The 15,302-nt window shown below is 56.3% G+C and carries 14 protein-coding genes and 1 pseudogene; 13 read left to right on the top strand and 2 right to left on the bottom strand.

All coding sequences use genetic code 11. The annotated features are described in order from the left end of the window. Window positions 1–195, top strand: a 195-nt coding sequence (locus tag RBB32_RS19555; RefSeq protein ID WP_306155211.1) for a hypothetical protein, incomplete at its 5' end; no start/stop codon positions are given. A 307-nt stretch (window positions 196–502) separates the two neighbouring features. Here the strand turns inward: RBB32_RS19555 and RBB32_RS19560 are convergent. Further along, window positions 503–1,519, bottom strand: a complete 1,017-nt coding sequence (locus RBB32_RS19560; RefSeq protein WP_306155213.1) for a helix-turn-helix transcriptional regulator — start codon at window positions 1,517–1,519, stop codon at window positions 503–505. 414 nt (window positions 1,520–1,933) lie between these two features. Here RBB32_RS19560 and RBB32_RS19565 point away from each other — a divergent pair, with 414 nt between their 5' ends. The 4 genes and pseudogenes from RBB32_RS19565 (at window position 1,934) to RBB32_RS19580 (ending at window position 6,565) form a co-directional block, all read left to right on the top strand. After that, entirely contained in the window at window positions 1,934–2,401 is a 468-nt protein-coding gene (locus RBB32_RS19565) for a transposase (RefSeq protein ID WP_371931088.1), read from the top strand. Next, window positions 2,368–3,759 carry a short-chain fatty acid transporter gene (locus tag RBB32_RS19570; RefSeq protein ID WP_306155217.1) on the top strand — a complete coding sequence of 464 codons (1,392 nt, stop codon included), beginning with the start codon at window positions 2,368–2,370 and terminating at the stop codon, window positions 3,757–3,759. Before RBB32_RS19565 ends, RBB32_RS19570 begins: the two co-directional genes overlap by 34 nt. 141 nt (window positions 3,760–3,900) lie before the next feature. Next, window positions 3,901–5,249, top strand: a pseudogene (locus tag RBB32_RS19575) (amidase). Further along, complete coding sequence (locus RBB32_RS19580) at window positions 5,231–6,565, top strand: hypothetical protein (protein WP_306155218.1); 1,335 nt, start codon at window positions 5,231–5,233, stop codon at window positions 6,563–6,565. Before RBB32_RS19575 ends, RBB32_RS19580 begins: the two are co-directional and overlap by 19 nt. Before the next feature lie 416 nt (window positions 6,566–6,981). Here the strand turns inward: RBB32_RS19580 and RBB32_RS19585 are convergent, their stop codons facing one another. Next, window positions 6,982–7,161: a ribbon-helix-helix protein, CopG family gene (locus tag RBB32_RS19585; RefSeq protein WP_306155219.1), complete on the bottom strand. Its 180-nt coding sequence runs from the start codon at window positions 7,159–7,161 to the stop codon at window positions 6,982–6,984. A gap of 122 nt (window positions 7,162–7,283) precedes the next feature. Between RBB32_RS19585 and RBB32_RS19590 the strand changes: the two genes are divergently transcribed. The 8 genes from RBB32_RS19590 (at window position 7,284) to RBB32_RS19625 (ending at window position 15,269) form a co-directional block, all read left to right on the top strand. Further along, window positions 7,284–7,775, top strand: a complete 492-nt coding sequence (locus RBB32_RS19590; RefSeq protein WP_306155220.1) for a hypothetical protein — start codon at window positions 7,284–7,286, stop codon at window positions 7,773–7,775. Window positions 7,776–7,858: 83 nt separating this feature from the next. Next, window positions 7,859–8,416 carry a hypothetical protein gene (locus tag RBB32_RS19595; protein WP_306155221.1) on the top strand — a complete coding sequence of 186 codons (558 nt, stop codon included), beginning with the start codon at window positions 7,859–7,861 and terminating at the stop codon, window positions 8,414–8,416. After that, complete coding sequence (locus RBB32_RS19600; protein ID WP_306155223.1) at window positions 8,413–10,707, top strand: AAA family ATPase; 2,295 nt, start codon at window positions 8,413–8,415, stop codon at window positions 10,705–10,707. Before RBB32_RS19595 ends, RBB32_RS19600 begins: the two co-directional genes overlap by 4 nt. A gap of 967 nt (window positions 10,708–11,674) precedes the next feature. Next, window positions 11,675–11,941 (top strand): hypothetical protein, encoded by a 267-nt coding sequence (locus RBB32_RS19605; protein WP_306155225.1) that lies wholly within the window; start codon window positions 11,675–11,677, stop codon window positions 11,939–11,941. Window positions 11,942–11,955: 14 nt separating this feature from the next. Beyond that, entirely contained in the window at window positions 11,956–13,524 is a 1,569-nt protein-coding gene (locus RBB32_RS19610) for a hypothetical protein (protein WP_306155227.1), read from the top strand. Window positions 13,525–13,629: 105 nt separating this feature from the next. Next, window positions 13,630–14,616, top strand: coding sequence for a hypothetical protein (locus RBB32_RS19615; protein ID WP_306155229.1), 987 nt, complete (start codon window positions 13,630–13,632; stop codon window positions 14,614–14,616). Then, window positions 14,616–15,017: a hypothetical protein gene (locus RBB32_RS19620; RefSeq protein ID WP_306155231.1), complete on the top strand. Its 402-nt coding sequence runs from the start codon at window positions 14,616–14,618 to the stop codon at window positions 15,015–15,017. The genes RBB32_RS19615 and RBB32_RS19620 overlap by 1 nt, the downstream gene beginning before the upstream one ends. Before the next feature lie 12 nt (window positions 15,018–15,029). Continuing rightward, window positions 15,030–15,269, top strand: coding sequence for a hypothetical protein (locus tag RBB32_RS19625; RefSeq protein WP_306155233.1), 240 nt, complete (start codon window positions 15,030–15,032; stop codon window positions 15,267–15,269). Window positions 15,270–15,302: the final 33 nt, after the last annotated feature.

Below are 15,302 nucleotides of genomic sequence, written 5' to 3' on the forward strand. Positions count from 1 at the left end.
TCGCAGCCTAAAACACCGACTCTTCATATGCCCGGAGCGCGCCGCCAAGGAATTTCCACAGCATTCGCGACACGACCATGGTTGGACAAGCATAAGACTGAATCTGCCGCAGAATTATTTTGCTATTTTACTTGGTATTTTGCCACAAGGGAGAGGTATCACGACATCGAAATTTGCCCCGGAATTTCGGCCTGAAACGGTTCACATTGCGCGTACAAGAATGGGCCGATCCGCTGGCAGGCTGCAAAAGACCTTGGCATCGACTTTTTTGACAGTGAGCCGTTGGATGCCACACGCGCGGCACAATCTTGAGGGACCATCCGCCCACGGCCTTGAAACGAAGACGTGCTCTGCGCCGGTCGTGAGGATTGGGCTTTGTCCCGCATTTCGCAAAATGCTGTGATCCGGGGTTCTCGCGAAACGCTTTAGGAAATGACCATATGCTGTGGGAGGCCCTATCGGCAACGGGATTGAACAGGGATTTTACATTCCGTGCCGATCTCTAATCTTTTGTTTTTGCTGAATGAAACCTGCGCTGACTGCGTGTCAGTGTTTCACTCGGGGTTTCGCCGTAGGTCTGCCGATACATCTGTGCAAACCGGCTAAGATGCGTGAAGCCGCAATCCCATGCAATATTGGTCACCTGATCACGCCCATCGGCCTGCTGCAATCGCGTATGGGCGTGTTCAATCCGGACACGGGTAATCATTTCCCGAATCGAGCATTCATGAACAGCCTTGAAGCTCAATTGCAGGCTTCGCACATTAATGCCCAGCTCCTTAGCCATATCCTTGACCGAAAGCGCCTCTGAAAACCGCATCCGAATGATCTCTTCAGCTTCTCCGGCACGCTGGAGGTCGAGCAAAGTGAGGACGTGATCATCCTGCCGATAGCTATCCGCAGTTTCCATGATCGCATCCTGCAATGCCTCATCAAGCAGAATACTCATCCCCTCTACGTAGCGTACTGTTGGAGCAATAGCATTCACCGGGTTGAGTTCCGTTCCCAGCAGGCGAATGTATTTGAGCAGTCGGGAAACCGCCGCTCCGTTGACGCGAAGCGCGATTACATCCGGCAATGTAAGAATGGGTTGAGTGGCCGCATTTTCGTCATCATTCCCCCCGAGGTCATTGGGAAACTGGAAAACCAGTGCTTCACATTCTGCGCTGTCCACTGGATCGACAACCGACCAGCGCAAATTTGGCCGACTTAACAAAGCTCCCGTGCCAGCCGTGGCCCAGAGTTCACTTCCCGAGGTCCGGTATCCGATCCGCCCTGTTATCGGCAAGAGCAACGCGTTACTATCAGAAACTTCAATCTCAAGTTCATGGCCGGTTGTGACCATACGCGTAAGACGAAAACCTCGATCCGTCAGCCGCGCGCTTTGTTCCAATATTCTCCCGCTCTCTTTAATGAACCCGAACTTCCGGGTCACGCCGAACATCGGGCTTCTCCACAGCGGTGCCGTGTTGTTGATCGTATCAACAACAGAATGGGAGAAACTCAGCCTATCAGGCAAGTCCCTTACCCTCGAAGATTTGAAACGGCTCCGGGAAATAGCCGTCTGCTAAACTTTCAACGTGATCGCAATCGACCAACATGCATGGTGACATGACAACAACTCGCACTCTGCAACAAACTTTGTTTGTGCCTCCTGATAGATTATGTGAAATGAGTGTTTCACAGTCAAGAATGACCTAAAGCGTCCCGCCTCTAACCTGAGCCATCAGCGACAGGCGGAACGTGTACAACGTTTGGATTTTGGGCTGCATTTCGCGAAACGCTTTAGGGTCAGGACTCATAGCCGATTGTGTTCTCTAAAGCGTTTCGACGAAAGATTGAATCAGCAGGATTCCCCTGAGGCTTGATTTGTGGTTCCGCCTGTTTAAAGCGTTCCGCCTTTAACCTGCGACATCGGCGAAAGGCGGAACGCGTGCAACGATTGGGCAGGGCACTGCGTTTCGCGAAAATCCGTGATCCAGGTTTTTCGCGAAACGCTTTAGGAGGGTTGATCATGCCAGCACCGTTGCCGAATGAACTCCGGGATCGCTTTGCGCGATTGATTGAGGAAGGACTGACAGGGAGAGAGGCATCTCGCCGCCTCCGGGTATCCGCCGCGACAGGCGGGCGTTGGGCGCGGCAAATTCGAAGTACAGGGGCTGCCACTGTGGCGCCGATGGGCCGCCCGCCAGGTACCGGCAAGCTGGCTGCCTATGTCGGTTTCATTGAAGAACTGGTGGCCCAGGACCCGGACATCACGCTCTTCGAGCTGCGCGATGCGCTCACCGATGCCGAAGGTGTTGCCGTGCACCACTCCGCAATTGCGGGTCTTTTGAAGCGCTTGAGCTTCACGCACAAAAAAAGTCGGTGGTTGCCACCGAACGCCGCCGGGCAACGGTAAGACAGCAACGTGCGGATTGGTTTGCGCATCGCGCCCCCGCCATCGCCCGGATGCCGGATCGCGTTGTCTTCTTTCTGAGTGCGCTGACCTTCGTGCTCGGGATGGCGCAGGGCTATGGGCCTGCCGCAGTCGCTGAATTCTGGGGGCAGGGGTTCTTCAAGATTCTCACCTTTACGGCGCAGGCGACGCTGGTGTTTGCGACAGGGTTTGCACTGGCGCACACACCTTTGTTGCACAACTCGCTTGTGGCCTTTGCCCGGATTCCAAAGAACGAGGTGCAAATCATTATCATGACAACCCTCGTCATGATGGCCTGTAGCCTGTTTTCATGGGGTTTCGGGCTTGTTGCCGGGGCCATCGTCGCGCGGCAGATGGGGATTGTGCACCGTGATAAGGTACACTACCCGTTGATCGTGGCGGCCACTTATACCGGGTTTCTCGTCTGGCACGGTGGATACAGTGGAGCCATCCCAACCATTATCGCGACACCGGGCCACTTCCTCGAAGAAACGATGGGCGTCGTTCCGGTGAGTGACACGCTTCTATCAGGAACGAACTTGCTGATTATTCTGAGCCTCGTCGTGATCGTTCCGCTGCTGAACATTCTGATGCGACCCAAGAATCTTGAAGAACGCAAAAGTGTACCGGCATCAGTTGACGAACTCGAAGAAGAGGCCGAGCCGACAGCTAAGTCCAGCACCGAAACAGCGAGTGGCAATCATCCGGTTGCAGCAGGGCAGACACCTGCCGAATGGCTCGAGAACAGCCGTTTCGTGACGCTTATCCTTGGCGCGTTGGCCGCGCTCTACCTGATCTCCTATTTCGTCGGAGGCGGCGGGGTCACACTCAACAGTGTCATCCTTAGCTTCTTTGCGCTTGGCCTGATCTTGACACCCAATGCGCGCAGTTACAGCCAGAGTTTTCAGGGAGGTGCCAAAGCCTCTTATGGTATCATCCTGCAATTCCCATTCTATGGCGGGATCATGGGCATGATGACGGGGACCGGTCTTGCGGCGGCTTTGGCCAGCGGGTTTGTCTCCATCTCCACGGCGCAGACTCTGCCTTTCTTCTCGTTCCTCGGATCGGGTCTGGTGAACATGTTCGTTCCTTCTGGCGGAGGCCAATGGGCTGTACAGGGCCCGATTGTGATATCGGCGGCGAAGGAACTGGGCGCAGACCTGCCAAAAGTCGCCATTGGCGTTGCCTGGGGGGATGCGTGGACCAACATGGTTCAGCCATTTTGGACCTTGCCTATGTTGGCCATCGCAGGTCTCGGGATCCGCGACATTATGGGCTACACAGCGACCGTTCTGCTGGTCAGTGGTGCGGTTATCGGTGGCATACTACTTGTCATGTGATCGAAACTGGGGCGCCCGAACAATGGGCGCCCCGTAGCATTTTACCGGGGAATCAACGTGTCACAATTCAATGATATAACCCAGCTATCAGCCGTAGATCTTGGTTATCTGATCCGGGCCAAAGAGGTCACCTGCCAAGAGGTGACGCGGGCATTCCTTGAGAAGACCGAAAGCCACGACAGCGAGATCAACTCCATATGCACGCTGGACGCTGAGAAGGCACAGAAAGATGCGAATGACCTGGACCGGTATATCGCCCAGCACGGGACAGAAGGACGCCCCCTGCTTGGATTGCCCATTGTTCTCAAGGACCTGACTCCGACGACCGGACTCAGGACAACACAGGGATCACGACTTTTCGAGAGTTGGCTTCCGTCCGAGGACGCGACGCTCGTGACCCGGCTGAAGGCCCAAGGCGCCGTGGTTCTTGGAAAGACCAACACGCCGGAATTCGGGCACAAGGCGATCACGGACAACAAGATTTTCGGCCCGACCCGGAACCCATGGAACAAGGACCGAATTGCAGGGGGGCGAGTGGCGGATCGGCCGCGGCTGTGGCCGCCGGGCTTGTGCCCTTTGCCGAGGGAAGCGATGGCGCGGGCTCCATCCGTATACCTGCCAGCATGTGCGGAGTGGTCGGTTTCAAACCAACATTCGGACGCGTACCCGACGTAACACAAAGTTTTTTCAGCCACGCGCCATATTTCCACAACGGCCCGATAGCACGCAGCGTCGCCGATGCTGACCTTCTATATCGTGCCATGACTGGCCCGGTACGAAACGGAATTTTCTCTCTTCCCGCCGAACATACACAACCCTTGGACAATCGTCCGCTTTCAGAAATCCGTGTCGCCTACAGCCCGGATTTAGGCCAGTTTCCAGTGTGCGAGGATGTTCGAGCAAAATGTCGGGGTGGCGCCCGGGTTTTCGAGGGCCTTGGCTGTCAGGTCTTCGAAACGGACCTGTGTCTGCCAGCGGAAACAGAAACGGCCTTTATGGATATATGGCGTGCGAAGCTCGTTGGTCAATATGGCGACCTTTGTTCGAAGGATATGGATCTACTCGACCCCGTCGTCCAAGCATTGATCGAAGAGGGGCTCGACATGGACATGATCCGACTTGGCGAAGCCACGAAAACTCGAGATCGAGTTTGGCAGGTCATGTCCGACGCATTCGCGAAGGCCGACATTTTGATTTTCCCAACGACCGCCGTGACGGCCTTTCCCATCGATAGTGGCGCCCCAAGCAAAATCGCGGGCCAAGAGATCAATTCCCTGATCGGATGGTTTCTGACATATCCTTTGAACCTGACCGGCCACCCTGCGGTGTCGGTTCCTTGCGGTTTATGTGCTAAAGGTTTGCCCGTGGGGTTGCAGATTGCGGGCCGGCGCCTTGAAGATGATCTGGTTCTTAGAATGGCCGCAGAGTTCGAACGCGCAAGCCCTTGGGAAAAGATTGCCGGTTCTCGATTATGCCAAAGAACAGAATAACCGTTCTCGCGCCGTTCGATGTTGTCGAAATCATCGCGGCTATTGGCCGAGAGACCGGACAGTTTTCGTTTTGTGTGGATGCCTACAGCGACTCCAGGGAAATCGTCGATCTGTTCCATAGACACAGGGCGTCATCGGATGCTTTTCTTATTGGCGGGCCTCTGGCTTATGACTACCTGATGGAAAAGATGGCCGGGTCTCCAGACCTCGCCAGCGTTTCTGTTGGGTACATTCCCTATGACGAAACGGCGATATTCCGCGCCCTTTTCGAGATGGCGCGCGTTCGCCCCAATATCGACCTCGAGGCCATGCGCCTCAGCATAGACCATCCCGCCGGTGAGCATATCCGCGAGTGTGTTGAAGAGATCAACCTTGGTGTCGCCAACACCTTTTCCAAGGAATGTATCTCAGCCGACGATGTTGCGGATCTTGCTTCATTTCATGTGGACCTTTGGAAGCAGCAGAAGATCACGGCGGCTCTGACAAGCGTCCACTTCGTCTATGAAAGACTGCGCGAGTTATCTGTCCCGGTACACCGCATACATCCGTCAAAATCTGCGATACGGACCGCACTCACGTCGCTGGAGGAACGCCTCCAGGAAAAACTTGTACAGGACCAGCAGATCGCGATGGTCGCCATACGCTTTGCAGATGCCGGAGAATTGAGGGTAAGCGATGATGTGCGAAGGATTGTCGATAGGCGCCGATTGCTGATCGAGAAGCGATTGGATGAAATCGCGCGACGATTTTCCGGTGTCATGCAGTGGGCCTCTCCCATAGAGGCGAATATTCTGACGACACGCAGATATATTGAGCTTCAAGCGTTCACTGGGATAACTGCTCAAATTCTGTGTGGCTTGCGGCAAGACTTCGGAGTCGACTTAGCGGTTGTAGTAGGTATTGCCGACGCCGCGAATGAGGCACTCGCGCTTGCACGAAGCATTCTTGATCAAAGAGATTTCGACCCGAATAAGGGTATTTGGGTCGTGGATATCGACGGCGTTGTGCAGCATAGCTTCGAATCCGACGTTAGCTTACGTTACGAGAGTCGAAGTACTGACCCCGATCTTGTCGAGAAGGCCAAGCTGGCAAAAATCGGGATTGGGACAGTGAATCGTGTTTTCGCTTTCGCCGAGAGCCAACGTTCAGGGCAATTTACGGCCCGGCAACTTGCAAACTGGATGAGTGTCACTCCAAGAAGCGCTCGGCGTATAATATCAAGATTAGAGAAAAACGGGTTACTGGAAAAATGCGGGGCCCAGCAATCCTTTGGAAGAGGGCGCCCGGTCCAGTTGTTTCGCAAAGTCCATGACTGAAGTGGCACCACAGCATGGTTGTACAAAACCGTCAGACGGCTGTTCGGTACGCTATTTGTCGAACTGTTTAACGCAAATTGCCAATGTTTGTAACGCTTTATGTTGAGATTGGTAACGGATTTGTTGAGCGATCTGTTCAACATTTTTGTTACTGTTTTCAACAAAAAGCGTTATCGTTTTAAGGAGTAATGGGGTGAGAGCCAAAAAACTTGGATCTCGAATTGCCCGCGATTTTTGCCAGTGAAGCGACATCTTGCAATTGTTCACTGTGTGAGTGCCAGCAACCCGGTTTTGCCATCCCGATATCGGCGATAGGTCTCCATAACAAAAGACCGGAATTCGTTTCATGCTATTGTGGTAGACATCAACCTACCTACCGCCTTCGCATTCTGCCCCGTTACTCGGAACCGAATTCATTATTTTTCGCGTTGGGATTTCTCATCGAGCCAATCGGCGAGCATTCTACGGATCATTTCCGGTCGCGTGGGGACATCTGTTTCCTTTCGCCGCAAGTCGTCTATGGCCTGAATCACATCAGCATGCAGGCGCAAAGTTACGGCTGACGTTTCAGTTTTGGGGCGTCCGAACTTGGCCATTACAAAAGATTCCAGAATCAAGTATTGACTTTATAGCGTCATTATGTCATATTGTGGCAAGCGAGACAAGAGGTGGTGCTCCTGTCCCGCTCTAATCAAAAAGATCTAACAAGGAGATCCCAATGACTAAAAATATTACTACCACTGACTTTTCTGCCGTAAAAGCCGCTGGCAAACCGCAAACTGATTTGTTTGATAATTTTTGTGAGCTGTTGACTCGTATGTTTTTCGCACTTGAGGAAGAGTGCTGGGCTGAGGAGGCCGGATGGGATATCGCGTTCGGGAATACGATGTCCGAAGCAGACGCGGCGTGGAAGCTGGTCGCGCTCCAGGCTGATGACGTGACGGCCGTACAACCGCTATCGGCAAGTGACCTGATCCTGCACCGTATGGCAGGCCTCGTAAAACGTGCCGTGTCTGCATCCAACGTTGCTACACTCTGCGATATCCATGCCAAAGCTATGCAATGCGTCGCCGAGGCATCGCCCAGGTTGGCCGCCCCTGTGCGGGATCTTGCCCAGGAAGCCGAGACCTGCATCGAGCAGATGTTCGAACATGCGCATGCTTGTGAGGGCGATGACATGCAGGACAGCATCCTGCCGCTCGCCGCATAAATACAAAGTCCTTTCAACCCAGTCACACTTCTCGGTCGGCCTTTGTGCCGACCGGCCCTCCACATATTCCAAAGGAATTACCCATGCGCAAACAACCGCTTTTACGCGGCTTCGAAGAGTTGCTCTCTTCCCAAACGCCGCGCTCCAATCAGACCCTGCGAGACTTCCCGAACCTGTCGCGAGACATGCTCACCCGAAATGCGAAATGGTTCGGTCTGGCCGGTGAGTATCTTGTCGACAGCATTTTGCTGCGCTTCGGGATCTACACTTCGGATTTGCCGGAGATGTTGCCCGCCGACCGGATTGTATATCATGCGGGCTGCAATCTGCGTCTACAGATCAAGACCGCGTGTCGTCCGCGGAACGGATATTTCCACTTCAACCTGGTGAAGGGCTACCATCGCTCTCCGGTTGGCGTGCGCCATTACGATCCGGATGACTTCGATGCCGTCGCGCTGGTCGCGCTTTCCGCAAATGCCGTGAAGTTCACGACTGAGCGTCATCAGGCCCACAGGATCGCACTATCCGAACTCGAGCCCTTGCGTGCCGACCCATGTCGGAGCCTTGAACGTGCCATTGAGGACTTGGGACTGGCACATGCCAACGCCGACGTCGCAATGCAAGCCGGAGGTGTGCAATGACGGAAGCCCAATTGAACAACACGACATCTCGCGGTCTCAAAGAGCAGCCTGACTTCGCATTGCGGCTTGCGCGATTAACTGCGCAAAGCCTGTTTGAAACAGAATGGAACGGTGTTGTTGCGGTCGAGTTTGAGGCCGATGACGCGGAAGACGAGGGTGAGGACGACGAGATCATCGCGAGCTTGCCGGATGACGTCGTACGACCTGCCCCGGCACGCTCATGGCAAGCGCCGGAAACGCCCTTGGCAGACACAATGAGTGAGATGGAAATCGCGGCGGCAATTCTTGAAAGTCATGATCCTTGGGCGCAATCGACGCCCGAGTACGGCCGGGCGCTGCGCAAAGGTGATCCAGCCGCCTCGATGATCGCAACGGCTTTTGGGTTGAGCGCGCTCGTTAATAGTCAGGATCATCTCGACGAGCTGTTTGCACCCGGGCGAGTTGCGAATTTCATCATCCCGGGATCCTATCTGTGGTGCGTGTCACAGACCCTGCCCAAGGCGGTCAGGCATTGGAAAGGTCACGTGGTTGCTTCCGAGGACGCAATTCTGCATCGGTATGTGCAAGACAATGAGGAGAGTGGCGGCCGCATCAGACTTCGCACGCCGAAGCACGACATGTGGGGTGCCCGGCTGGAACGCAGCCTGGCTCAAGGCGTTTCCGTCCTGCTTGTGACAACGGATCTGCGACAGCTCAGTGACGCGGAGTCTGCCGTTGTCTCTCGCAGGGCAACCTGGCCGGGTATCACGCCGCAGATCATCGTCGAGACCTTGCGGCTGACGCATAGCGCCACGGGGTACCTGTCCGAAGCTGACATCCTCCAGCGTTTGCCGGAAGAGCACAGCCTGAAGCTGTTCGAGCCTGCACAGATCGATGCGGCCTTTGCGGCCCCCACGACCTTGCAAGTGGCGGATCGCCTCGCAGGCATCGCCCGGAAACTGACGCGCCCGGTTCCGGGCGTGACCTTGGATAGCCTCCACGGTCTCGGGGGTGTACGCCGATCACTGGATCGCATGTTGAACGATCTTCAGCTTTGGCGAGGTGGTGATCTGTCGTGGTCGGATGTCGCATCGAGCGCTGTGTTCCACGGTCCTCCCGGAACCGGGAAAACCACGATGGCACGCGCCTTCGCGGGGTCTGCAGGCCTTCCGATCATCGAGACCTCCTACTCGGATTGCCAGAAGCATGGCCATCAAGGCGATATGCTTGCCGCCCTCGATCAGGCGTTTGCTGAGGCTAAAAAGGTAGCTCCGGCCGTGTTGTTCATCGATGAGCTTGATAGCTTCTCGCAGAGAGATGCGCGGCCCCACAATGCGGATTACTTACGCGGTGTCGTGAACGGGTTGCTTGAGCAAATCAACCGGGCCAAGGATATCGGCGGTTTGGTTCTGTTCGGCGCAACCAATTACCTCGATACGGTCGATCCCGCAGTCATTTGCAGCGGGCGCTTCGACCTGAAACTGCACGTCCCGTATCCCGACAAAACAGGCTTGACGGCGATCCTGGCTGCAAAGCTTGGCAGTGAAAATACCGGGGGCATCGATACGGGGGCAATTGCAGACCGATTGGTTGGGCTGTCCGGGGCGGATGCCGAAGCTGTTGCCCGCGATGCTCTTGGACGTGCCCGCGCCGATGGCGCACCAGTCAACCAGCGGCACCTTGAACTGGCGGCAGATCAGATTGCACCGCCGCTGGACGATGACACGTTATGGCGGGCGGCGATCCATGAGGCCGGGCATGTGATCGTCATGATGCGCCTCGGCTGGCCGATTCCGGATCGGGTTTGTCTCACCCCGAACGGGGGACAGGTCGAGTCAGCGCCGGTAAAATCCCTGACGCCAAGGACGGCCCAGGAACGCCTGCAGGTATTGCTTGCGGGCCGAGCCGCAGAAATCTGTGTTTTTGACCAGCCGAGCTCCGGTGCGGGTGCTGGAGAGCATAGTGATCTCGCGAAAGCCACCAGTTTGGCGCTGGCGATTGAACGGCACTGGGGATTTGGGGGCAGTGGTCTGCTGTGGGATGGGATCTCAGCAGAAGATGTTTGGCGCGCGCCTGCAGATGTCCGCGAACGAGTAGAGGCGCATTTGCGTTCGGCTGAGGAAAGAGCGCTTGAGCTTGTGCAGTTGAACACGGCTTTTGTTTTGGCACTCTCAGAACGGCTGACCCGCGTCAGGGAAATGTCTTGTGAGGATATTGCGGCAGTTCAATCAGAAACTGCTGCGGTCGAAATGAAGGATAGGGCGCAGCCGCCTGATAGCCAGGTGACATCAAGCCAAGCTCTTAAAACATGATGCCGAAACACCTTCACTTTTGCGAAGTCGTCTTGGTTTAGCAATCAGGGCTGGTGCGTTTTACCATCAGTATCAATAAGGAAGTCCAATGAGAAAAGCAGATCCAATTGCTGTCACTAAGGCAGCTCATCAGCAGGGGGTTCAGGAATTGAAAGACCATCTGCGGAGGGTACATGAACGAAAGCAGCCATCCGGAATTGCGCATCAATAAAAATCAAAATCATTCCGAAGCGAATGGCAAAGGAGATACAGTGCGACCTCGCCGAAATGGGCGCGGGGGCGAGCGAACCGGCCCACCAAGTCTTGCGAGCAGTCCATACCGGCAGCGACAGTTTCTAAATCTCAGATTTGGTGCACTTGGATGCAAAGGCTCGAGATGCTGCCCAAAGCCTGATCCAAACGGCAATACACATCGGATGTGACGGGCTCGTGTTGAACGAAGCCACGATCAGCCGCTTGTTCGCTGCATGGGCCGTCCATCGCTCGGCTTCCCTTTAACGTTGGTTCAATGTCGCGTACCGGCCTATTCCGTTGAAAAACTCCGCAACCGCGACTGAAGGAGCAAAATCGCGGGAATATGTTCCGACATCTTCGAAAAGGGCCTCGAAATCCAGAAAATGAACCGTCAAACACGAACAGTGTTCTGCATTTTGGAGGGCGCGGAGCTGCCCAGGGAGTTTTTCAACACAATCGGCCCACAGCCGACCTTGGCCACCGGCTTTCTCCGCTGCGGTGCAGCCCATAAGACCTGCCATTAGCTGCGAGTGCGAGAAAAACCTAATCTTGGCCTTGAATTGCGGGTCCGCCTTGTTCGTCCGGAAAACGAGCATGGGATCATGCCGGAAAATGAGTCGAGAAATACTCCAGAAGGAGTCGAAGGCATAGGCCGAAACAGCCCCTCTCGACCGGACTTCGGGATCCGCGGGCGGTACCTTTCGAGTATCAAGGAAACCGAAAGGCCAAACCCATGCTGTCTCATCACGCCGAAAAACGGTGCCAGCAGAGGGGCGTATCTCACGCCCTGCTCAAAACCATTCTCGACGAAGCCGATACCGAAACCGCGATCGGTGACAATTGCCGCTTGCAGCGGGTCAGCCGCCGTACAGCCAAGGCACGGGGGCTGGACGAACGTGTCGCACGTTTCGCTGTGATCCTCAGCGACGACAGCCAGAAAATCGTCACCGTCTTGCCGATGTACCGCCGCGGATGCGGCGGATACTCGCGCCGTACCTGATGAGGGAGCTTGTGATGGGCAACATTGAGCACGTTCGCGAACAGATCTACCGTGGCGACAGGCAACGCCTGGGAGAACTGCGTGCGCTGGCACGCCAGGGTTACAAGCTGAAGCCACCGTCGCACCTCCAGGCGGCGCTCGCTGCGACGCGTGCCTATCAGGCGACGCGGGGCAAGGTCGCCGGTGGCCGGGACGCCTTTTGCGCGCGCGCGCTGGCACTTCTCGACCTCTCTGGTCGGAAGCCTGAAACGTTCAATATCTCGAAGCAAACCCTCGCCAAGAACCTGAACGCAATCACTCCTGAAGTCCGCGCTCGCTATGCCGGCAAGCCCTTGCCGCATAAGGATCTTGCGCATTACCTTGCCGTGATCCGCACCGCCGCTGAGATCGACGGTGCCAATATCGAGGCTGCAGAGATCGCTTTCCTGAAAGAGCTCCCGATATGGCAAACGGCAGCTCGTATAGATGCAGCAGACGAGACATGGATGGCCATCGAGAATCTGTGTGATCTTCTTCGTGACTTGGGAACGAAAGTCGCCTCACAAGCCAACCTGGCGCGCGCATTTCTTCGTCAGGACAAGCTCAGTTTACGCTGGGATGCCTTCCTTGAACGGCTCGCTCTTGATCGGAGTGGTCAGATCAATATGGGACCGAGCCCCGTCCACCCGCAGGTTGAGATTGGAGTCAATTTCGATGAGCAGCGTCCTCTTCCGTCGGTTCCCCTCGTCCGGGTGCCGGTGGGCTGGGGAAATGTCGAGCTCGAGATCGAAATGGGCAGCGCCTGCGTCTCGAAGAAACCGGGTGTGGATCGTCCGGGCGGTCGGTGGGAATCGCTCAAGGTGCGCCTGATCCAATTCCGCGAGGTTCGGCTTGCCCTTGCATTTATAAATGATCGGGAGATCGGATCGGTCCTGATGAGCCGGGGCGCCGTCGGAGCGAACTTCGATCGGCCGACATCGGGAACTTCGATGATCTGGGGAACATGCCACTGGCAAGACATCCTGGCCGTCCAGCAGGAAGTCTTCTTCGACGGAGGATGGCGGCGTGTTCGCTTGCCTGCCGTTCGCTCCGAGGATCATGAGGATTTTGGCTTGGACCACGTGGCGCCCGGAGAGGCCGGCGACTGGGACTGGGAATTTGACCCCATCGGCCATCCAGGTTCTGTCACGATGTACGGTGCTGATTATGTCAGCTTTACACGCCTCACTCCGGATCACCTCCATCACTGGCTGGTGACACCACATCCCCTCGACGGGATGGATGTGGTCTGTCCCTGGAGCCTGACCGAAGCTACTCATGTCGAGCGCGAATATCCGGTCTGGCTCACCGCGGGTGGCGATTTCGAGACTTACTGGAATGACGTCCCTGTGGAAGCGTTGACCTGCCCGAACGATACACCCGCGCGGATCATTGAGACCAACCTCCACAATGGCCGTTTTGAGACAGCGCTGCGCGAAGCAGCATCTCGCGTCGTCGACCAAACCCACCTTGTCATAGAACAAAACCGCCTGGCCGCGCAGGATGCCCATTCGGCGCTGAGAGCACGTTGGGCGGAACGAAAACCGGACATGAAATCTCCATGAGGCAGATTCGGGTTGGCGAGCCTGCACCATCCCGACCCGGCGCACAGAGAGCTGACATCGCAGTTAGCGAACCCATTTCCACACAGCCGAAAAGGTTTCCTAAAGATGAACGAGATCCCAAGACGTATCCGTGAAGCCGATATCGACGCTTTGATCGAACGCCTGCTACGTCGGGGCGGTCCGTTGGCAGAGCGCTTCCTTTCTGCGATCCTTCCTCCCGACTTGTGCGCCCCAATCCGCACTATCGCGCGCCAAACAAGCCATCGAGGGAGCAAGGGCACGATCGACCTCGAGATCGTTCTCGAAAATGGTCTCCACCTCCTCGTCGAGAACAAGGTCGATGCCGGCTGGAGCGTCACTGGCGAGGGCGATCCGCAGCCGGAGCGTTACCGCCGATCCGTCGAAGCTCTTCTCAGCCGTGGGGTTCTCGCCTTCGATGTGCTCGTCGCGCCAATGGTCTATCTTTCCGGTTCGCGCCATGCCGCGTCGTTCCAAGGCCAGGTAGCATACGAGACGCTCGCCGAAGGCCTCGGAGGCGCGGAGGAACAGCTCCTGAAAGCGGCGATCGTGCAAGCGGAAACACCCTATGAGCCGGTCCCAAATGCGCTCTCAGCGCGGTTCTTCGCCCAATTCGAGCGAGTGGTGCAAAGCGAATTTCCACGGCTTGTCCTGAAGCGCAATCCAAACGGCGGTGACACTCGTCCTACGGCATCGCGTACGTTCTACTTTGAAGCGAAGCGAATGCTTTGCGATCACTCCGCGGTGCCGCTGCCGCGGATATCCCTGCAGGCGTGGGATTCGAACGCGCCCTCAGCTTCGGCAAAGTTTATGATAGGCGGTTGGGGAAGGCTCGCCGGATGCGCACCTGCCCCCGATAGCGTGACCGCGATCGGCGCCTATCTACGTCCCGCCGGGCGATCCCTGGGCATCGTGATTGATACACCCCGGCTCGACACTCAAGCGCCGTTCGAAGCTCAGCGCGAGGCCGTACGAGAAGGTCTGCAGGCGCTCGAGCGTCTGCAGACGTGGTGGAATGACACAGGTGCCGACATGGCCCGCTGGCATATGCAGGCACGGGAGTGCAATTCGTGATGATCGACAGACTGATAGAGGGACTGCCCGATCTTGGCAGGGCTCAACTTGCCAGAATGCGGATTAAGGGCATGCAGCGGCGCGATGTGTCGCCGGAGGAAAATGAAATCCACCGTTTCATCAACGCGATAGACAGTGAGTTCCTTCGCAGAAAGGCCCCGCCGCATAACGGCTGGACAAACGGCGTCCAAGGCGATCCGCGCTACCTGATGCACGAAGGCCAGAGGGTCGGGGTCGTGCAGCGTATGGAGACGCACCGTCACTCGAATGGCGAAGTTTACTTTGCAAAGATCTTGGGTCAACTCCTGCCGGAGACATTCCGTCGCGTCGATGATGCTCGTCTGGCAGTCGAGAGGGCATTCGCCGGGCATCTCCAGAAGATTTCTGATGAGCTTGATTGAGGCAAATGGCTCATGTGGTCTTTCATCATGGTCGTCGGCCTCGTCATCGTCAGGATGGTGCTTTTGGCTCATCCAAGCGTCGACCGAAGTCTAAGCGCGCTTATGCCATGGTCGGCTTCAGACTTCCCGCCCCTCGCACTCGAGGCCACGGTCCTGACACTTCCGGCCCAAAGCAAACCTTCGACCTTGGGTCACGATGCCGCGGTGCGGCCAAGCAAAGCTGCCATTGGTCTGGGTGACCAAACGCTTTGAGGTGGCTTAAACGGAACGCCATCTGTTAGGATG

It is taken from the genome of Roseovarius sp. MMSF_3281 (genome assembly GCF_030733685.1).
In the GTDB taxonomy this organism is placed as follows: domain Bacteria; phylum Pseudomonadota; class Alphaproteobacteria; order Rhodobacterales; family Rhodobacteraceae; genus Roseovarius.